Origin of the sequence: Halopiger goleimassiliensis (assembly GCF_000455345.1) — an archaeon.
Classification (GTDB): domain Archaea; phylum Halobacteriota; class Halobacteria; order Halobacteriales; family Natrialbaceae; genus Halopiger_A; species Halopiger_A goleimassiliensis.
Genome location: NZ_HG315690.1, coordinates 1,931,753 through 1,951,471, shown reverse-complemented (window position 1 = coordinate 1,951,471; position 19,719 = coordinate 1,931,753). Strand labels below are relative to the sequence as shown.

Below are 19,719 nucleotides of genomic sequence, written 5' to 3'. Positions count from 1 at the left end.
GGCGTAAGACAATCGTGGCCGGTCAAACGCCGTGCCGGGTGGGGATCGAGGTTTGTTTTGTACGACGATCTCGTGAAATATGTCTGACAGGGATTTATGCGCCGGTCTCGCATACAACTGTGACAGTCACACGGTGTGATAGATCCGGCAATGACGACCAAACACTCAACCCCCGACGATACGCCCGGCGACGGACCATCAGACGCGGTCGTGTTCCAGCACGACTGGACGGAACGCGAGGAACTGGTCGGCAAGATCGTCTCCGCCGTCGCGACGGTGACCGACACCGACGAGACGGAGATCGAACGCGTCTACGACCGCCTCGATCCGGAGTCGCTGAACACGCTCTTCAGCCAGGCCCGGACGGATCGCCACACGACGGACGCCAGGCTGGTGTTCTCGCTCGAGACGTGTACGATCACGGTCCACGGCAGCGGCCTCGTGATCGTCCAGCAATAACACCGACCGGGCGCGACGGCGTCGAACCTGCCTCCCGTCAGTAGCCGGTCGCTCGAAGCGCTACCGTTACGACGGTCGAACCGAACTCGCGTCGAAGGCACCGACGAGATACTGCTTCCCCGGGTCGGCGAGTCGATACCGCAGTTGTTCACGTTCGATCATCCCGGCGCGCTCGAGTTTCTCGAGACGCCCGTCGACGTACTCGAGACGCAGCTTGACCTCCTCCCACCCCTAAAGGGGTGGGATTCCCCGAAGGGGATATTCAGGTTGCGCGTTTCCTCGGCGGTGAAGTACGCTTTCGCGTCCCGCGTCAGCGGTCGCCGTCCGGTTACGACCCCGGACGTGCTTTTCAGCGCGTACAGCCGGGTCAAAGCGGCCTTCCTCCCCGGTCACGCCGGGCGTCTGCGAAGCAGACGGTGGAGTGTTCAGTCCACGAGGCCGCACGGGTCGCGGCACCCGAAGGCTTCGGAAATCAAAGATTTCCGAGCGCCCGAAAACGCGGAGCGTTTTCGAGGATGCTACGCCGTGCATGGTTCTCCCTCCCGTTGACGGATGTTCTCGGCGGCGTTCAGGTCGGCGTGGCGGCCACGGTCGCAGTCGGAACACGAGAAGTAGTCGCCGTCACGCGACCCTTCAGCACCGCAGGCCGAACAGCGTTGACTCGTCTCGAACGGGTCAACTTGTTCGACGCGAATCCCGGCTTGCTCGGCCTTGTAGACGATGAACTCCTGCAACTGATGGAAGTGCCACGAGTGAACGCCACGCCAGTCGCTTCCCTCTCTGATACCTTCCAAGTCCTCGATTTTCACCACGGGATTCTCGAACTGTTTGGCCCAGTCGATGAGGCGACGGGAGGCTTTGTGGTTGAGATCGCGAATCCGGCGCTCCTCTTTGTTACCCACGCGGTTCCGTGCGCGAAGCGCACCCGCTTCTTGAAGCGACTCGCGTAGGGAACGATATTTGCGGCGGACGTATTTCGCCTCACGACCGGACACCAACATCGACTCGCCCATTTCGGCGTCGGCGGCAAGCAAGTGATTGTGGCCGATGTCCACGCCGATTGCCGTCTCCTCGCCTGTCTCGGCGTCGTACTCGACGGTGAACGTACAGAACCAGTCGTCTCCTCGGCGGTACACCTGCAATCGGGACTTGTCGGCTTCACCGTCCACGAGCCGGGCTACGTCGTCGGCTATGTCGTCGTACACGTCGATAGGCGTGTACCACCAACCCGAGATACAGGGGAACCCAACGACAACGGAACCGTTCTCGGTTCGGTCAATCTCCCAGTTCTGGTTGTTGACCGCGAACGGCTGGCTGGCGTGGTATTCCACGATGCCGTCCTTTTTGTAGTCAGACTTGGCTTCGCGGATGGCCTGGTTCTGGATGGCTGAGTAGAGTGGATTATCGATGCTGGCCGTGGTCACGCTCATCCCAAACCTGTCGGATTCCCACCCATTGATGCAGAATTGCTTGGTGTCGCGGTACAAGTGGGTGGCGCGTTGCCACTCCCTGCGGCGGTCGCGGGATGGGTTGTGGAACGTCGTGGTGACGGTCGTCGTGACCACGGTTACAATTGTAATGTATGCCTGGATGGCCTCAAAACGTGGGAATATCGGGCGGGCTGATACCCATGGTTTGCTTCCCAGTTGTCGGCTTCATCCCACCCCTGAAGGGGTGGGCTTTCGCCTCGCTACCGCTGTAATGCCGTAGTCGTCGAGGCCGTCGCGGATCTCGCGCGGCCGCGAATCGGCGTTCTTGCAGAGGTACTCGAGGATCCGTTCGTCGTTTTTCGACATCCAGTCGGCCTGTTTTCGCACGTGGATGCTCATCGCCGTACCACCCGCTTCGGCGGCTCGTCCTCCGTGATCGCGTGGAAGTGTTCGTCACACAGCTGTGGCGCGTCGCCGTCGTCGATCGTCGATCGCACGACGATCGTATTCCCGTTTCGTTCCTCCGTCGGGACGAACCGCGGGAGTGCGATGTGTCCGTCGCGACGACACAGCACGCACTGGTCGTCCCCCCGGCTGCCGTACTCGAACACCTTCCCGAACTCGTCCCGTTCGCAGTTCATGCAGAGTTGGCCGATTTTGGCCCCGCTGAATCGATCGATCACCGCTCGATTGTACCCCGACTCGTGACCACAGATTACACAGTTCATTGCTCCAGTCCACCCGCCGCTTGGGAAGCGGTGGTAGACACCGATTAACTAAAAAGTCAGACAGGTAGGTGAAACTGATTCCAATTGTAACATTGATTAGGGACTGATCGTGGACGGGAATTGCGGCTACGTCGTCCGATTCGATGGCCGGTTTCGACTGGATCACGTCCACCCACAAATAGTATTCATTTATGGCCGGTAGCGAGGATGCGATCGGACTTAGCATCCAAAACCCCGGGACGAAGCCGCGGTATGGCCGAATACCGTCCACCCGTAGACGCGGGCGGAGGTGACAGCCGTGTGTGAAATAAACCCGTCGAGAGCACCCCTCTATTTCGTCTCCGCGTTCGACGATCCGGTGTCACTCGTACCAGATCAATTAACCTCGATCGGAGTTATATAGAAGTAAATAACTCTCGGATAATGATTGTTTCGGTCCGGACGACAGTGGAAGGTGTGCGAGGTGACACCCACGCCACGAGCGGACGGACCGGTGTATCGCTGGACCACCCCAACCCCATCTCGGCCGTAGGGTGTCGGCACTGTCGACAGCAACCCGTCCCGGACGGTTTACTGTAAGCCATTTCCGGCGTACCCGCGATCCGAGCGGCGGATGCGCCGGTACATCGGTACAGAATCCGTGTCAGTCGTCGAGGTTCAGCGCCTCGAAGAATCGTCTGGTCAGCCGGCCGTCGACGAACGCGAGCAGTTCGGTTACGTCGTCGGCCTCGTCCGCGAACAGGCCGAGTTCGATCCGGCCGCCGGCCATGTCGTGGTGGCCGCCGACCGCCCCCAGTTCGCCGAACCCCTCCTCGAGCGCCTCCCCGATGTGGATGCGGGGGTCGATCGAGCGGCCGCTCAGCCGGATGGCGTCGCCGACGATGCCGTAGACGAGGACGGTATCGACGCCTTCCAGGTTGAGCAGGTAGTCGGCAGCCTGGGGGAGGGCGTCGGTTTCGCCGGTCTTGCCGGCGCTGGCGACCAGCGACGACCCTCGACGGGTTCGGGAGGCGATGGCGCGGCCGATGGCGTCGAGCGTCCCCGGCGAGAAGGCGCTGCCGTACAGTTGCTCGAGCGTCTCGAGGTCGGCGTCCGGATAGACCGCGAGCGCGGCCTCGTACTCCCGCCTGGTCGGATCGCGTACGAAGTCCAGTCGCTCGCGATGGAGCGCGAACAGCAGCGCCGAGGCCAGCCTGGTCGTCAGTTCGACCTCCAGGTCCGCGATGTACTCCACGAATAACGTCGCCGTCGCGCCGTAGCGCGTCCGGATGTCCTCGAAACGGGCGTCAACGGTGTCGCCAGGATGGTGGTCGACGACGATGTCCGGTTCGATCCGATCGGAGAGCTGGGTCGTCGCCCCGGGCTGGCTGTGATCGACGAACGCGAGGCTGTCGTAGCCGGCCACCTCAGTCTCCTCGAGGTGCTCGAGGTCGATGTCGAGCATGTTGACGAACGCCCGGTTCTGCTGGTGGGAAATCTCACCGCCGTAGGCGATCGTCACCGACTCGACGTCGTTCTCGGTCGCGATAGCCTCGAGGGCGAGCGCGCTCGCCAGACAGTCCGGGTCGGGGTTGTCGTGACAGACGATCGCCAGCGTCTCGGCCGTCTCGAGGACGGACGCCAGCTCGGCCGCACGGGACATACGACGATCCGTCGTACCATCTCGACCGGCTTGAAGCTCCTGCCGGAGTCGCGACGACGAGAACGACAACGCGCGATTGGAGCCGCGGTAGTCATCCGCTACCCACCCCGAACCGGTTCGGGGAAGGATGGGAGCCACTGAACGTCACTGCACACCCGAGCGCACAGCTATCGTGCGATCGGTGTGAGTCGTTTCAGTCGTTACTCTCTTCCCACGGGCCTGGAACGCGTCCGAACGGGTTCGGGAGGAGAGATAGGGCCGGAACGTGAGTAGCGGAGGATACGAGCGCGTACTGCGCGTCGCCTCCGACCCCCTCTGGCCCACAACTATGATACCACGATTCGATCGACGACAGTTCGGCGGACTCCTCGTTGCGACCACCGTCGCGGCGTACGTACTGATCGCGCTGGGAACGGCCGTGTCGACCACCGGTAGCGGGAGTACCTGTACGACCTGGCCCAGTTGCTCGAGCGGCTGGACGCTCGGACCGGTGACGAGCGAGGGACTGCTGTTCTGGGCCCACCGCGGTGCCGCGCTCCTGACGGGCGTCCTGCTCGCGGCGACGGCGCTCGCCGTCAGGCAACTCGACCTCGATCGCCGGGTCTCGGCCGCCGTCGGCCTCGCCGTCGTCCTCTACCCGGTCCAGGTCGCGCTCGGGGCCGTCATCGTCGTCGGCACCTCGCCCGCGGCCGGCGTCGCCCACCTCGTCCTCGCGATGGCCATCTTCGGCGGGCTGCTGGTCGCGCTGGTGCTGACGCTCGAGGACGCCGCACTCGACGACCCAGCACACGACCACCTGACGGAACCGATCCAGACGGAACCACCGGCGAGTGAGGCCCCCGAGTCGGCGGCTCCCACGTCGACCGCCGCCAACGTAGACGAGGACGCCGTCGACCGCGAGCGAACGCTCGAGTCGGACGGGCGACTCGCCCACCTCCGACGGCTGGCCGGGGCCTACCTGACGCTGACCAAACCGAAGCTGATGTGGTTGCTCTGTCTCGTCGCAGTCGCAGGTATGGGACTGGCGACGCTGACCGGGTCGGCGCTCGAGCTAGACGTTGCCATCGCGACGCTCGCCGGCGGAGTGCTCGCCATCGGCGCGAGCGGGACGTTCAACCACGTCTACGAGCGCGATCGGGACCGGAAGATGAACCGGACGAGCGACCGGCCGCTGGTCCACGACCTCGTCCCTGTGCGCAACGCCGTCGCGTTCGGCACGCTGCTGGCGGTCGGATCGGTCGCGATCATGGTCGCCTGGGTGAACCTCCTGGCCGCGGCGCTGACGTTCGCGGCCATCTGCTACTACGTGGTCCTGTACACCGTGCTGTTGAAACCCAACACGGCCTGGAACACGGTGCTCGGCGGGGGTGCCGGTGCGCTGCCCGCGCTGATCGGCTGGGTCGCCGTGACGGGAAGCGTCGGGCTCCCGGCGCTCGTGCTCGCGGCCGTGATCTTCCTGTGGACGCCCGCCCACTTCTACAGCCTCGCGATTGCCTACCGCGAGGACTACGCCCGCGGGGGGTTCCCGATGTTCCCCGTCGCACGGGGCGTCCTCGCGGCCCGCCGTCACGTCATGCTCTATCTCGGCGCGACGCTGCTCGCGGCGAGCGTGCTCGGCTGGCTGGCCGGACTGGGCTGGCTCTACGCCGCCACCTCGGTCGCCCTCGGTGCGACCTTCCTCCGGTCGGTCGTTCGCCAGTACCGGACCGAGACCGACGAGGCCGCGCTTCGCTCGTTCTACGTCTCGAACTACTACCTCGGGGCGATCCTGATCGCGATCGTCCTCGAGACGCTCGTGGTCGGCTGATCGGCCGCGAGTCCCTTCCTCGAGCAGTTTCGCCGGTCGTCGTTCGGCATCCCGTCGAACGACGGGTTCCGCTCCACACGCCGAACGTGTTCAGGTGACTTCCTACCGCGCGGGAATTTCGGCCGCCTATTAGCCCGTCCGGTCGAAACCAATGGCCGAGAGGCGTCCCCGTAGATTCGCGGGGCCGTCGTCGCTCGGCGACCCGTCGAACGTGACGCTCGAGGGCGGTCCCTCGAGCCTCCTTTCGCCGGCAGGCTGGGGCCGTTCGTGGCGGCTAATTCTGTTCTCATATGAAAGGAAATTAAAATCAGTATATATACCGATCTGATCTATCGAATGTGTTCGGGGGAATCAATAGATAGATAAGGTACCGACTGTCGGACGAAGCGAGCTATGACGACCACAGAACGCGGCGACGAGATCCCGTTCATGCAACGGCTGTACGACCGGATCTGGCTCCTCGCTGCGGCATCGCTACTCTTCTTCGCGGTGTCGTACGTCGGGTGGGGCCTGATCGACCTGCTGACGCTGCCCACGGGGTGAAACCATGACGTCACCGATCAAACCGCCCGAAGGAAACTGGTGGGAACAACCCGTCAACAGACGCGAATCGATCTGGCTCGGCCTCGGCGTCGGCTGGGCGCTCGTGCTGTTCGGCTGGATGAGCGCCTTCACCCGCATCGGGGATCAGAACCCGATCGGGGAGACCTACGACGTCGAGGAGGAGGACCTCCGCGAGAAGGTCGACGCGTTCAAAGAGGAAGCCGAACAGCGCGAGGATGGCGCGTACGTGCCGCCGGGTGACGACGTCTACGTCGTCGGGATGCGGTTCAACTGGGACGGCCTGCCGGTCGTCCTCGAGACCGGGAAGGAGTACGACTTCCACCTCGGGTCCTACGACGTCCAGCACGGCTTCTCGATCCGCCCGGAGGACTCCTACAGCCAGCAGATCAACTTGCACGTGATGCCGGGCAACGAGTGGGTCGTCCCGATGGAGTTCGACGAGCCGGGGACCTACCACGTGCTCTGTAACGAGTTCTGCGGCGTTGGTCACCGAGGAATGCACGGGACGATCATCGTGGAGGAGGGAGACAATGGCGAGTAACCTGGACGTATTCGGCTGGTTCGACAACGAGTACGACTCGGACGGCTTCCGCAAGTGTTCCGTTACCGGGTTCGACGTCCACCGGTCGGTCGAGAACCACGTCAAACTGTTCGGCGTGACCGCCGTGGTCTTCCTGCTCATCGGCGGGACGTTCGCCCTCACCATCGCGATGACCCGCTGGGAGACCATCGGACTCCTCGAGCCGGGCGACTACTACCGCCACCTCAGCATGCACGCCTGGAGCATGCTGATCTTCTGGATCATCTTCATGGAGGTCGCCATCCTCTACGTGGGTGGCCCGATGGTCCTCGGGCGGAAACTCCCTCAGCAGTGGATGGCGAAGGTCGGCTACGTGGTGATGCTCGCTGGCGCGCTGGTGATCTACTACGCCATCTGGACCGTCTCGGGTAATCCGACGACCGACAACGCCCCGCTGTTGACCGCGTACGTGCCCCTCGAGATCAACCCGCTGTTCTACGCGGGCGGTCTCGTCTTCCTCGTCGGGGTCACCGTCGCGGCGCTGCCGTTCTTCCTCGCGCTCTGGTTCGAGAAGCGCGAGAACCCCGGGAAGACGCTCCCGCTGGTCACCTTCGGCGCGTTCGTCGCGGGCGTCATCGCCGTCCAGTCGATCCTCGGCGGCTTCATGGCCTTCGGCGGCGCGCTGGGCTGGCAGATGGGACTGTTCCCGTGGTTCGACGGCGGTATCTACCGTCAGTGGTACTGGATCATCGGCCACGGCACCCAGCAGATCAACCTCGTGGCGATGATCGTCGTCTGGTACCTCTTCACGCACGTCATCGGCGGCGCGGAGGTCGTCAGCGAGAAGGTCTCGCGGACCGCGTTCATCCTCTACCTGTTCTTCATCACGATGGGCGCTGCGCACCACCTGATGGTCGACCCCGGCGTCTCGACCGGGTGGCGCATCTGGAACACCTCCTACGCGTTCTACGGGGCGACCTTCGCGAGCCTCATCCACGCCTTTACGATCCCGGCCGGCCTCGAGGCCGGTCGACGCAAACGCGGGAAGGGCGGCGGCCTCTTCGGCTGGCTCACGTCCGCACCGTGGAAGAACCCCATGTTCGCGACGTCGATCTTCGCGATGATCCTCTTTGGCTTCCTCGGGGGAATCACCGGCGTCCTCATGGGACAGCTCCAGCTCAACATGAGCTGGCACAACACGTTCGCGACGGTCGGGCACTTCCACAGCACGGTCGTGCTCGGCACGACGATCACGTTCATGGGCGTCGTCTACTTCGTCATCCGGACGATGTTCATGCGGAAGTTCGTCTCCGGGATTCTGGCGACGATCCAGCCGTACCTCTACGCCGGCGGGATGGCGCTGACCGCGCTGATGATGATGTACCTCGGCATCCTCTACGGCGTCCCGCGACGGACCGCGCAGGTCGTCGAGAACATCCCCACGGCGGACTTCAGCCTGATCGGCGCGGCACCGCTGTTCAACGTCTTCGGCGTCGTCGCGGTGTTCGCGCTGACCGGCGGCGCGCTGTTCGTGCTGCTGGCAGTCGGCTCCCTGCTGTTCGGCGAGCGCATCGAACCGGGCGACAACGACGCGCTCGTGGCCGACGGCGGCCTCGAGATGGCCGAGGACCCGGAGGATCCGGTCCACGCCTACGAGATGCGTGGGACGTTCGTCCTCTGTCTGGTCTTCCTCGGCGTCTTCGTCGTCGCGTACGCCCTGAACTGGTTCCTGCTCACGCAGCTGTGGTCGATCGGGGCGTGATCGACCCCGCCTGCCGTTGACACCGTCGTGACGGCGGGACTTTTCGTACACACAACAACCATGACCGATACAACGTCAGTCGACTCCCGATCACCGCTCGCGTACGTTCGGCACCTGCTGGACGCGTCGTGGCGAAACCTGGTAAACGTCTACTGCCTCAACACGCGGTTCTGGCAGTTCCTCAAAAGCGGCGCGCTCGTCTGGTTCGGGCTGATGCTGTGGGCGTTCTCGAACCTGGTGCTCTCGTACAAGCCCGAGTGGACGTTCGTCTACGTTACGATGGCCTACGGGTTCGTCCTCGTCGTCTGGGGACCGCTGACCCACCTGGTCGTCGTCCCGCTGATCATCAGATTGCGCCGAAGCGGGAAGGCCGGCGAATCGACGCTCGCACGGACGATCTCGCGACACGGCTCGAAGCTCAACTTCGCGACGTTTCTGCTGATCGTGATCGTGCTCGCGTCGATCCCGTTCGGACCGATGGTGCTCGACTTCCAGCCCGGCGCATCCGGGGCCGACAGCGGGACGAGCGAGCCGATCACCGCTGAGCTTCAGTGTGAAGCCGTCGACGACCTCGTCGAGTGTTCGTTCACCGACGAGGCGGGTTACGATCACGTCGCGGTGATGAGCGGCGGCGACGCCATCGAAACCGTCCACGATCCGCCGTATGCGTTCACGATCGACCCGGACGAACACGACCAGGTCGTGATCGAATTACGCGACGAGGACGGTACGATGCTCAAGCGCTACGTCCAGGACGTCCGGACGACGTAGCGGGACGTGCAGGCGATAGAGCCGCGAAAGCGGCGATTCCAGCTCGTCGGTAGCGGGGGAGAATATGTTCGACAGTACGGCTAACGAACGACCGACCGAAGACGAGACTACGAGGATGTCCACCTGCTCACTCTGTGACCTACCGATCTCGGACGCGCCCGTCACCGCGGAGGGCGTCGACGGGAGCTTCTGCTGCCGGGGCTGTCTCGAGGTCCACGAGGCGCTCGAGGGCGTCGACGACGTCGATCGCGAAGCGCTCCGGGAGCGGGCCGCCGAGGGGGCGATCCGGGAGGTCCCCGACGGTGCCGAGGAGACGTTCCTGGCGGTCGACGGGATGCACTGTTCGACCTGCGAGGGCTTTCTCTCCCTGCTCGGCGAACGCGAGGACGGCATCCTCGGGCTCGAGGCCAACTACGCGACGGACACGGCACGGGTCGTCTACGATCCCGACGAGGTTTCGGCCGAGGAACTGCCGGACGTGATCTCGGGTCACGGCTATCGGGCGCGCTTCCCCGACGAGGAAAGCGACCGCCGCAGTCGGGACGACCGGATCATCCAGCGACTGCTCGTCGGCGGGGTGATGGCGATGCTGATCATGCCGTGGTACCTCTTCTACCTCTATCCCAGCTACGTCGGCATCGAGACCGGCATCTTCGAGGTCGACGCGACGACGGTCTTCGGCGTCTACTTCCCGCTGGTCATGATCGGCCTGATGACGACCGTCGTCCTCTTCTATACGGGGTATCCGGTTCTCAGGGGAGCGTACGTCAGTCTCCGCGTCGGCCAGCCGAACATGGACCTGCTGATCGCCATCGCGGCGCTCGCGGCCTACTGTTACAGCACGGTCGCACTCGCGATGGGGAGCACCCACATCTACTACGACGTGACCGTCGCGGTCATCGTGGTCGTCACGCTCGGCACCTACTACGAGCGGACGGTCAAAGGGCGGGCGACGGACCTCCTCTCGGACCTGACGGCCGCGCGGGCCCGCGAGGCGACCCGGCGAACTGCGGACGGCACCGAGACGGTCCCGATCGACGACCTCGGGCCGGGCGACGAGGTGGTCGTCCGTCCAGGCGAGCGGGTGCCGATCGACGGGACCGTCCGCGAGGGCACCGCCGCAGTCGACGAATCGGTGCTGACCGGCGAGTCACTGCCCGTGACGAAAGCCGTCGGCGACGAGGTCGTCGGCGGAGCCATCGTCACCGACAGCGCGCTCGTCGTCGCGGTCGGCGAGGAGGCCGAGAGCACCCTCGACCGGATCGCGACGATGCTCTGGGAGATCCAGAGCGGGTCGCCCGGCGTCCAGCGGCTGGCGGACAAACTCGCGACGATCTTCGTCCCGCTGGTGCTCGCCGTCGCGACGCTGGTCACCGCCTACCGGCTCTGGACGGGCGTCGCGGTGGGGGACGCCCTGTTGACCGGGCTGACCGTCCTCGTCGTCTCCTGTCCGTGCGCGATGGGGCTTGCGACGCCGCTGGCCGTCGCCTCCGGCCTCCGGGACGGCCTCGAGCGCGGGGTCGTCGTCACCAACGTCGAACTGTTCGAGTCCGCGCCCGACGCCGACGCGGTCGTCTTCGACAAGACCGGGACGCTCACCGAGGGCGAGATGGAGGTGTTCGCGGTCGCGGGCGATCGCGAGGCGATCCGGAAGGCCGCGGCCGTCGAGCGGTTCTCCGATCACCCGGCCGCGTCGGCGCTCGTCTCGTTCGTCGACGAGGTTCCCGCCGCCGGCGACGGGGACGTGGCCACCGACGGTGGCGTCGCGGCCGGTGACGTCGCGCCCGCTCCGGCAGAGGGAGAGTCGCTCGAGGGACCGACCGCGTTCGAACGCCACCCCGGCGAGGGCGTCAGCGGCGTCGTCGACGGCGACCGGGTCGTCGTCGGGACGCAAGCGTTAGTCGAACGGGAGGTCGGGCCGGTTCCGGACGACCTCGAGGCGCGCGTCGAGACGGCCCGCGAGCAGGGTCGGCTCCCGATCGTGATCGGCTACGATGGCCGCGCGCGCGCCGTCGCCGTGGTCGGCGACCGGGAACGCGACGAGTGGCAGGACGTCCTCGAGGGGGTCGACGACAAGGAGGTCGTCGTCCTGACCGGCGACGACGCGGCCGCGACCGCGACGTTTCGCGACCACCCCGCGGTCGATCGGGTCTTCGCGGGCGTCCCGCCGGACGGGAAGGTCGAGACGATTCGGCGACTGACCGACGGCCGGACGACGGCGATGGTCGGCGACGGAACCAACGACGCGCCGGCGCTGGCCGCGGCCGACGTCGGCATCGCGCTGGGTAACGGCACCGCTCGAGCGGCGGACGCGGCCGACGTGATCGTGACGGACGGGTTGGCCGACGTGCGGACGGTCTTCGACCTCGCGAACGGGACGCGCCGGCGCATCCGTGAGAACGTCGCCTGGGCGCTGCTGTACAACGCGATCGCGATCCCGCTCGCCGCGGCGGGGCTGATCAACCCGCTGTTCGCCGCCGTCGCGATGGCGACCAGCAGCATCATCGTCGTCAAGAACTCCTCGCGACCCGTCGTCGCGGACGATCCGTGATGTTCTCGAGGCTGACGATCCCGCGGTCGTGAATCTTTCACGGAAGTTATTTCACTTTTGGCGAACCGAGTGACAGGTATGCGAGACGCGTATCTCGTCGGTGCGGGACAGTCGGACTATGGAGCCTTCCCGGAGGAGAGCTACCGGTCCCTGTTCCGGACGGCGTTCGAGGCGGCGACGGACAGCGTCCCCCACGGGATCGACGCTGACGAGATCGACGAGGCCTTCGTCGGCAACCTCGGCGTCGGCGGCCGGCAACTGGGCCTCTCGGGCCCCGCCGTCACCGAACACGTCGGCCTCGACGGCGTCCCCTGCACCAGGGTCGAGAACGCCTGTGCGGCCAGCGGCTTCGCCACGCGCCAGGCCGTCCAGGCCGTCAAGTCCGGGATGGCCGACGTCGCGCTGGCGGGCGGTTTCGAGATCATGTCCGACATGAGTTCCGACGCGACGAAGTACTGGCTCGGCGTCTCCGGCGAAACCGAGTGGGAACGCCTCTCTGGAACGACGTTCTCCGGCGTCTACGCCCAGATGGCCTCCGTCCACATGGAGGAGTACGGCACCACCCGCGAACAGCTCTCCCGCGTCGCCGTCAAGAACCACGCCAACGGGGCGAAGAACCCCCACGCCCAGTTGGGGTTCGAGTGCTCGCTCGAGGACGCCGAGTCGGCCCCGATCGTGGCGGATCCACTCAACCTCTATCACTGCTGTCCGACCTCGGACGGCGCGGCCTGCGCGCTGATCGTCAGCGAGGACGTCGTCGACGAGTACACGGACGACCCGATCCGCGTCGCGGGCGTCGGCGCGGGGAGCGACAACGTCGGCCTCTTCCAGCGCGACACCTACACCGGCGTCCCCGCGAGCCAGCGGGCCGGCGAACAGGCCTACGAGATGGCCGACGTCTCCCCGGACGACCTCGACTTCGCGGAGGTCCACGACTGCTTCGCCATCGCCGAACTGCTCGCCTACGAGGACCTGGGCTTCTGCGAGCGCGGCGAGGCCGGCGAACTCATCGAGTCCGGCGCGACCGAACTCGGCGGCGAGCTCCCGGTCAACACCTCCGGCGGCCTCAAATCCAAGGGTCACCCCATCGGCGCGACCGGAGCCGGGCAGGTCGTCGAGGCGTTCAAACAGCTGACCGGGAAGGCGGGCGAACGCCAGGTCGAGGATCCGGTCCGGGGGCTGACCCACAACGTCGGCGGCAGCGGTGGTGCCGCCGTCGTTCACGTTTTTGAAAAGGAATCGGAGGTGAGCGCCTGATGACCGCGATCACCGGCGTCGGCGCGTACGCACCGCGATTCCGCATCACGGCCGAGGCGTTCGAGGAAGCCTGGGGGCAGTTCCACGCCGCCGGCGTGAACGAGAAGGCCGTCCCCGCCGCCGACGAGGACGCCCTGACGATGGGCTACGAGGCCGCCACGCGGGCGCTCGAGGCCGCCGACGTCGACGGCGCGAGCGTCGACTGGCTGGCGTTCGCCGCCTCGCGACCGCCCGAGGCCGAGGAGGACCTCACGGCGCGCCTGGGCGCGATGCTCGCGCTCTCCGAATCCGCGACCCGCCAGACGTTCACCGGCAGTACGCGCGCCGGCACCCGCGCGATCTGGGCCGGGATGGACGCGATCGACGCCGACTCGACGACCGCACTCGTCGTCACCGCGGACGCGCCGCGGGGCGACCCGGACGACGGCATCGATCACGCGGCCGGCGCGGGGGCCGCCGCGTTCGTGCTCGAGAGCGGTGCGTCGGAGACGCACCGGAGTCACGGCGACGGCCCGGCCGAGATCGTCGACCACGCCGAGTACGCGACTCCCTACCCCGGCACGCGATTCCGGAACACCGGTGAGGACGAGACGCAGGGGCTGGGCGTCACCCAGTACGACCGCGCGGCGTTCACCGAGACGATCGGCGGCGCGGTCGACGGTCTCGAGGTCGATCCCGACCCCGAGGCCGCGGCGATCCAGGCACCCGACGGCAAACTCCCCTATCGGGCGGCCGGTGCTGCCGGCGTGAGCACCGACGAGATCCGGGCCGCGGCGACGGTCCACGACCTCGGCGATCTGGGGGCCGCCAGCGTCCCCGTCTCGCTGGCGTCGGCGCTCGCGGACGGCTACGAGTCTATCCTCGCGGTCTCGCACGGCGGCGGTGCCGGCGCGGACGCTCTTTTCGTCAGGGTCGACGGCGCGGTACGAACAGAGACGGCCCTCGAGGGCGACGACGCGCTCTCCTACGCCGAGTACCTGCGCCAGCGCGGCGTCGTGACGACCGGGCCGCCGGCGGGCGGCGGCGCGTACGTCAGCGTTCCCTCGTGGCGGCGGTCGATCCCTCAGCGCTACCGGCTCGAGGCCGGCCGCTGTCCGGACTGCGGAGCGTTGCAGTTCCCGCCGGAAGGTGCCTGTTCCAGTTGTGGGACGCTCGCCGAGTACGAGCCAGTCACGCTCTCCGGCGAGGGGACGATCGAAGCGGTCACCACCATCTCGCAGGGCGGTGCGCCGCCGGAGTTCGCCGAACAGCAGGCCCGATCGGGTGACTACGCGGCGGCGATCGTCGCGCTCGAAGCTGACGCGGACGACGGGGCTGAAACCGCAAGCATCGCCGCGATGGGTACCGACGCAGCGCCCGACGACTTCACCGTCGGCGACCGGATCGAGACGACGATCCGTCGCATCTACACCCAGGAAGGGGTCACCCGGTACGGGTTCAAGGTGCGACCGACGGAATAGTCCTCAGAGGTATCCCAACAGCGGCATTACGAGGCCGACCACCCATCCGAGGAGTCCGATGGTAGAGAGGACCGCCCCCTCCGCGTCGCTGCGGGCCGTCCCCGCCGCGAGCAGGCCGAGTGCGACGATGAGTCCGGACCGGTGGAGCAACAACTCGAGCGGCAGCGCCGTGATGCCGATGGCGACGACATCCAGGACGAAGCCCACGGTGAGCCCGACGACGGTGAATCCGAACGCCGCCTGGGGCTCGAGCGGCTCCCCGAGCCAGCTCGCGACCCGTTGCAGCCGGAGAAACCGGCTCGCTCGCTCGAGTGGCTGGGTGAGAACGAACGCCGTCACCGGCAACCCGACTGCCAGGACCGGGTAGAGCACGACGACGAACGCCTGCGGTGTAATCCACGGGACCGCCGCCTCGACGGCGAGCCCAGCGCTCCGCACGCCGAGAACGATCGCCACGAGCGCTCCGGCGAGGACGAACCCCCTGCTATTCAGGTAGATCCAGCCGAGCAAGTGCCGCGTTCCGCGGACGAGCCCTTTCGTCTTCTCGCCGCCGATGGATCCGAGTACCCAAACGAGTCCCGAGGTCACCAGCGGCCCAAGGATCGCCAGTTCGATCACCGAGAGCCAGCCGTCGTTCCAGCCCCGATGGGTGCCGTGATACTCCCGGCTGACCGCCTCGACGTAGGGGGCCTCGAGGAACTCGCCCTCGAGCGTGGTCCGGGCGTCCTGAATGTCGGTCACCGAGTGACGCAGCCGGAAGAAGTCGAAGTACTCCTGGTGGACCTGGATCGCCGTCCAGTCGTCGTGTTCCGTCGTGTACGCGCGGACGTGCTGGCGACTCCCGAGGTAGGTTCCGGCGTGGAGTTGGTAGCGCTCGGCGACCCAGACGCCCTCGCCGCCGTGGGGCTCGGTGTCGAAATACGTGTATCGGGTGGAGCCGTGCGCGTCGTCCCACCGGGTCGGGTCCTCGGGGTGCTCGGAGCCCTCCGGCACGTCTTCGTCATCGGAATCGAGCGTCTCCCACTCGAGTTCCGCCTGGTCCTCGAGCGCCTGACGGACCCGCTCGTCGGACCCGTGAATCAGGAGGTTGATCGCGAGCGTTCGTTCGTCGGTCGACCGATCGCGGCTGGTGTAGGGCCAGATGTAACTGTCGTTCTCGGCGGGCTGGACCAGCTGGTCCCGATCCAGCCGTTCGGGCTCGTCCGGATCGCTCGTCGGATCGAGTATCCCGCCGGCTATCAGATAGCTGCCGGCGAGCACGACGAGTCCGAGCAACAGGAGGTGCCGGCGTTTCATCGGTCGTCGCTCCGCACGATCGCTTCCGACCCGTCGCATCGAGGAGCAGTCGACCGCTCGCCGGGTGCTCGTCGGGCCAGTCTCGGAGCGAGCGACGGACCGATCGTCCGGAGGCTCGAGACTGTCGTCGATTCCGACCGTTGCATTCGCGTGGTGGCTCCCCCGTACCTCGGCCTGCCGTATTCACCCACTGCTTGCAGTGGCTCGCCAGTGATCACGCCGCGACGGCGTCGGAGTCTACGGCCGGCGCAGATCGAGTGGTTCTGATCCCAAGAGGTTCGTGGGGGGTCGGTGGACGAACGCTTCGGAACCAGCCGTTAGTCGCCCGTCAGCGCCTCGCTCGCAGGGGCGAACTCGAGTTCCGTGCCCCGTCCCGCCGCGTCGGCGCGTTCGTAGAGCATGTGTGCGGCGGCGACCGTCTCGATCCCCGTGCCGCCGCTGTCGAAGACGGTGATCTCGTCGTCGTCGGTTCGGCCGGGGGCCTGGCCGGCGACGACCTCGCCGAGTTCCGCGTGCACGTGGGATTCCGTCACCGCGCCCTCCTCGAGGGCCGTCAGGAACTCGCCGGAGTCGAACGTCGCACGCTCGCGCAGGTCGGGCACGTAGGTCGCCCGTTCGATCGTCGCGGTGTCGAGCTCCCGCGCGTCGGGGGAGTACTGGCCCATGGCCGTCACGTGCGTGCCCGGGGCGACGTCGTCGGCGTCGACGACCGGCTCGCTCGCCTGCGTCGCGGTAATCACGACGTCGGCACCGTCGACGGCCGCCGTGCTCGAGTCGACCGCTCGTACGTCCGCCTCGAGTGCGGAATCGAAGTCGGCGGCGAACGCCTCGCGGTTTTCCCGAGTCGGCGAGTAAACCCTGACCTCGGTGAAGTCACGCACCGTCGCGGTCGCTCGCAACTGGCCGCGGGCCTGAGAGCCGCTGCCGATGACGGCGAGCGTGTCGCTGTCCTTGCGGGCGAGTTCGTCGACGGCGACGGCACCCGCAGCGCCGGTCTTGTGGGGGTTCATGCTCGCGCCGTCGAGGATGGCCAGGGGTTCGCCGCTGTCGGCGTCGAACAGCGGCGTCATAAACCAGGCGTCCGTCGCGCCGAAACCCGCCGAGTACATGTAGCCGCCCATCGCCCCCGTCTCGGGGAGGATCGCGGCGTAGCTGGTGAGCATCCCCTGTGGGTCCTCGCGGAAGAACTTCGACCGGGGCTGTGCCGGCGCACCGTCGCCGCGCTGGCGGTAGCCCTCGCGAACGGCGGCGACGTAGTCGGCTGGCTCGGCCAGGTCGGTGACCTCGTCGCTGGTCAAAAACAGCGTCGTAGTCATGGTGAAAACGGAACCGGGAACGGAGATAAAAGGCAGGGAAACGGAGACGGAGAGTTAGTCGGCGTTGAGCGGTGGGCGCGCCGACTTGGCCTCGTCGGAGACGTCGGCGGGCGCGTTCACGAACATCGCGTGACCGATGATGGCCATCGCGACGAGCGCCCCGACCGGTACTGCTGCCGTCAACGAGAGTCCCACGACCGTCAGGGCAGCGGTAGTACCGAGCAGTGCGACTGGGATGAGGCCAAGAACGAGGTCGTAATATCCAGTCATAATCTATCCAATTCTATGCGAGATAGGCATATAAGTGTTTCCCATAATTAGCTCATACTGGATTCATTCAAGATCTATATTCAACACATTGGTTCTTGGTATGCAATCCATAAGTTATGCAAATATATTCTCGCGAAGGGATCGTCTTCCACCCCCTGACCTATCACGACGAGAAAACGAGCTCACGATGCAGTAATATCGAGAAATCACGAGACGTAGACGGGGTGGATGTCAGCCCGAAGCGGAGTTATCAACGTGCGTCTGTGTCGACCACGGGTTTCGATGCCAGAATTCCGGCGTCGATTTTGACACATTCTCCATAAACTCGGAGAAACGTGTCGATAGTTCCCCGGCGATGGATCGGGACTACTCCCGAGTGAAGACCAGCGTGGCGACGGCGACCCGGACACCGACCAGCAGGACGAGACCCGTGGTCGTCAGTACGAGTGGAAACGGCCATTCGGTCGTACCCGGCACCTGTTCGAACGACCGGAGGAGGAGGCCTACGTTCGCGGCTGCAATCCAGGCGACGGCGGTCAATCGTGCGGCCTCGAAGGCGGACGTCGCGACTCGACGGGCGTACGTTCCAGCGAGAGGGGCGACGAGAAGCCAGCCGACGAGGAACGGGAGTGCCGTCTCGAGCAAGCCGATCGGGTTCCCGAACGGGTCGTCCCCGTGTGAGAGTTGTCCGACGACGATCAGCACGACGATAGCCACGAGGTCGACCGCGACGAGCGACAGCACGCGACGGTCGGTCACTCCGGACCCACGACCCCACTGGGCACTCGATTCCATACGGGAGTCTCGGGAACGGTGCCCTATTTGTGTCCCGATTCGTCGCGGCGGAGAGAGGCGGAGCCCGGCGACGAACGGTCGCCGGGGATCGTCCAACGGACGGAGCGGTGCGAGGGAATCCCCCCCGCATTCGGGGTATCGTAGCGCCACCCCTTCGTTATCTGGCCCCTTCTCTACCCCGATCGGGCCGGGGACGAACGACGCTACGATCCGACGACCGGGTAGCGGGCGGGAGTGTCCGTCGTCACCCCGTCACGATCGGAACCCCTGGCCGCGTTCACTCGGTCGATCCAACAGCGTAATGAACACCTACGCCGCACCGTCGCGGTCAGTGAACCGCCTCGGGGTCAAGCCCCGAGGCACTCGGCCTGCTCAGCCTGTAGAACGAATCGGGATCGACAGAACGGATCGACGGTCGGCGGAACGGACGGAGGTAGCGATTCGGGGGAGCGATCACCGATCGCCGGGTTCGCGCCGCACGTAGCCGATCGTCGCCGGCTCGAAGTAGTACGTCGACGAACAGCCCTCACAGGTCGTGCTGAGGAGCTTTCCGTGCCGGTGAAGCTTCCAGAGCTTGGTCTGGCTGCGCTCGATCTCGAGGGTGACGTCGGCCGAGCACTCGGGTACGGTACACGGGAACCGGACGTACCAGTTCGGCACCGAGAGCGCGCCCAGCGGTTCGAGCACGCTTCGTAGCCGACTGAGCAGGTTGAACACCGTAACGGTGGCGTCCTCCCGATCGAGCGAGACGCCCTCGAGATCGCTGATGAAGCCCCGTCGGAGTCGTTCGGATTCGTACAGGGGAACGATCGGAAGCCCGTTGGCCCGCGCGTAGCCGATCTCCTGGTTGATCCACGCCGACCCGGCGGCGCGTTCGGTCAACACCGGAACGACGACCGTACTGTTCGCGAGCCGTCCCTCGAGTCTCGCCCGCGATTGGCGCGATTCGACCTCCTCGAGCGCGACGTGGACGTTGATCGGGAAGTTCTTGACAGTCGCGAACAGTTCCTGTACCAGCTCGAGATCCCCAGGCGTGTGTGACACGTAAACGCGCTCCCCCGTCATTCCATCCCCTCATCAGAATAATCGTA

The 19,719-nt window shown here is 66.0% G+C and carries 18 protein-coding genes; 9 read left to right on the top strand and 9 right to left on the bottom strand.

What is annotated here, in order from left to right; all coding sequences use genetic code 11:
- Positions 1-150: 150 nt before the first annotated feature.
- The gene (locus tag TX79_RS09510) at positions 151-459 is read left to right on the top strand and encodes a HalOD1 output domain-containing protein (RefSeq protein ID WP_049927210.1); all 309 of its coding nucleotides are present in this window, start codon (positions 151-153) and stop codon (positions 457-459) included.
- 518 nt (positions 460-977) lie between these two features.
- Here the strand turns inward: TX79_RS09510 and TX79_RS09505 are convergent.
- The 4 genes from TX79_RS09505 to TX79_RS09495 all read right to left on the bottom strand — a co-directional run bounded on the left by TX79_RS09505 (position 978) and on the right by TX79_RS09495 (position 4,259).
- The gene (locus TX79_RS09505; protein WP_049927209.1) at positions 978-2,024 is read right to left on the bottom strand and encodes an RNA-guided endonuclease TnpB family protein; all 1,047 of its coding nucleotides are present in this window, start codon (positions 2,022-2,024) and stop codon (positions 978-980) included.
- 90 nt (positions 2,025-2,114) lie between these two features.
- On the bottom strand, positions 2,115-2,288 hold the full coding sequence (locus TX79_RS19665) for a hypothetical protein (protein WP_195892482.1): 174 nt from the start codon (positions 2,286-2,288) through the stop codon (positions 2,115-2,117).
- Complete coding sequence (locus TX79_RS09500) at positions 2,285-2,617, bottom strand: hypothetical protein (RefSeq protein WP_154660493.1); 333 nt, start codon at positions 2,615-2,617, stop codon at positions 2,285-2,287. The genes TX79_RS19665 and TX79_RS09500 overlap by 4 nt, the downstream gene beginning before the upstream one ends.
- A gap of 643 nt (positions 2,618-3,260) precedes the next feature.
- Entirely contained in the window at positions 3,261-4,259 is a 999-nt protein-coding gene (locus TX79_RS09495; protein WP_049927207.1) for a DHH family phosphoesterase, read from the bottom strand.
- 328 nt (positions 4,260-4,587) lie between these two features.
- Between TX79_RS09495 and cyoE the strand changes: the two genes are divergently transcribed.
- The 8 genes from cyoE (at position 4,588) to TX79_RS09460 (ending at position 14,951) form a co-directional block, all read left to right on the top strand.
- A complete protein-coding gene (gene cyoE, locus TX79_RS09490; protein ID WP_049927206.1) occupies positions 4,588-6,066 on the top strand; it encodes a heme o synthase in 1,479 nt (492 codons plus the stop codon).
- A gap of 393 nt (positions 6,067-6,459) precedes the next feature.
- Positions 6,460-6,609: a hypothetical protein gene (locus TX79_RS19660; RefSeq protein ID WP_195892481.1), complete on the top strand. Its 150-nt coding sequence runs from the start codon at positions 6,460-6,462 to the stop codon at positions 6,607-6,609.
- 4 nt (positions 6,610-6,613) lie between these two features.
- Complete coding sequence (locus TX79_RS09485) at positions 6,614-7,171, top strand: cytochrome c oxidase subunit II (RefSeq protein ID WP_049927205.1); 558 nt, start codon at positions 6,614-6,616, stop codon at positions 7,169-7,171.
- The gene (locus tag TX79_RS09480) at positions 7,161-8,912 is read left to right on the top strand and encodes a cytochrome c oxidase subunit I (protein WP_049927204.1); all 1,752 of its coding nucleotides are present in this window, start codon (positions 7,161-7,163) and stop codon (positions 8,910-8,912) included. The genes TX79_RS09485 and TX79_RS09480 overlap by 11 nt, the downstream gene beginning before the upstream one ends.
- A gap of 60 nt (positions 8,913-8,972) precedes the next feature.
- Positions 8,973-9,683 (top strand): hypothetical protein, encoded by a 711-nt coding sequence (locus TX79_RS09475; RefSeq protein ID WP_049927203.1) that lies wholly within the window; start codon positions 8,973-8,975, stop codon positions 9,681-9,683.
- Positions 9,684-9,798: 115 nt separating this feature from the next.
- Entirely contained in the window at positions 9,799-12,234 is a 2,436-nt protein-coding gene (locus TX79_RS09470) for a heavy metal translocating P-type ATPase (protein ID WP_049928345.1), read from the top strand.
- Between the two features lie 78 nt (positions 12,235-12,312).
- Positions 12,313-13,491 carry a thiolase domain-containing protein gene (locus TX79_RS09465; protein WP_049927202.1) on the top strand — a complete coding sequence of 393 codons (1,179 nt, stop codon included), beginning with the start codon at positions 12,313-12,315 and terminating at the stop codon, positions 13,489-13,491.
- Positions 13,491-14,951, top strand: a complete 1,461-nt coding sequence (locus tag TX79_RS09460; protein WP_049927201.1) for a zinc ribbon domain-containing protein — start codon at positions 13,491-13,493, stop codon at positions 14,949-14,951. Before TX79_RS09465 ends, TX79_RS09460 begins: the two co-directional genes overlap by 1 nt.
- A 3-nt stretch (positions 14,952-14,954) precedes the next feature.
- Here the strand turns inward: TX79_RS09460 and TX79_RS09455 are convergent, their stop codons facing one another.
- The 5 genes from TX79_RS09455 to TX79_RS09435 all read right to left on the bottom strand — a co-directional run bounded on the left by TX79_RS09455 (position 14,955) and on the right by TX79_RS09435 (position 19,693).
- Positions 14,955-16,247 carry a hypothetical protein gene (locus tag TX79_RS09455; protein ID WP_049928344.1) on the bottom strand — a complete coding sequence of 431 codons (1,293 nt, stop codon included), beginning with the start codon at positions 16,245-16,247 and terminating at the stop codon, positions 14,955-14,957.
- A 317-nt stretch (positions 16,248-16,564) separates the two neighbouring features.
- Positions 16,565-17,563 carry an ornithine cyclodeaminase family protein gene (locus TX79_RS09450; protein WP_049927200.1) on the bottom strand — a complete coding sequence of 333 codons (999 nt, stop codon included), beginning with the start codon at positions 17,561-17,563 and terminating at the stop codon, positions 16,565-16,567.
- 54 nt (positions 17,564-17,617) lie between these two features.
- A complete protein-coding gene (locus TX79_RS09445) occupies positions 17,618-17,833 on the bottom strand; it encodes a hypothetical protein (RefSeq protein ID WP_049927199.1) in 216 nt (71 codons plus the stop codon).
- 366 nt (positions 17,834-18,199) lie between these two features.
- Positions 18,200-18,628, bottom strand: a complete 429-nt coding sequence (locus TX79_RS09440; protein WP_049927198.1) for a DUF3054 domain-containing protein — start codon at positions 18,626-18,628, stop codon at positions 18,200-18,202.
- Positions 18,629-19,081: 453 nt separating this feature from the next.
- Positions 19,082-19,693 (bottom strand): toll/interleukin-1 receptor domain-containing protein, encoded by a 612-nt coding sequence (locus TX79_RS09435; protein ID WP_049927197.1) that lies wholly within the window; start codon positions 19,691-19,693, stop codon positions 19,082-19,084.
- Between the last annotated feature and the right edge of the window lie 26 nt (positions 19,694-19,719).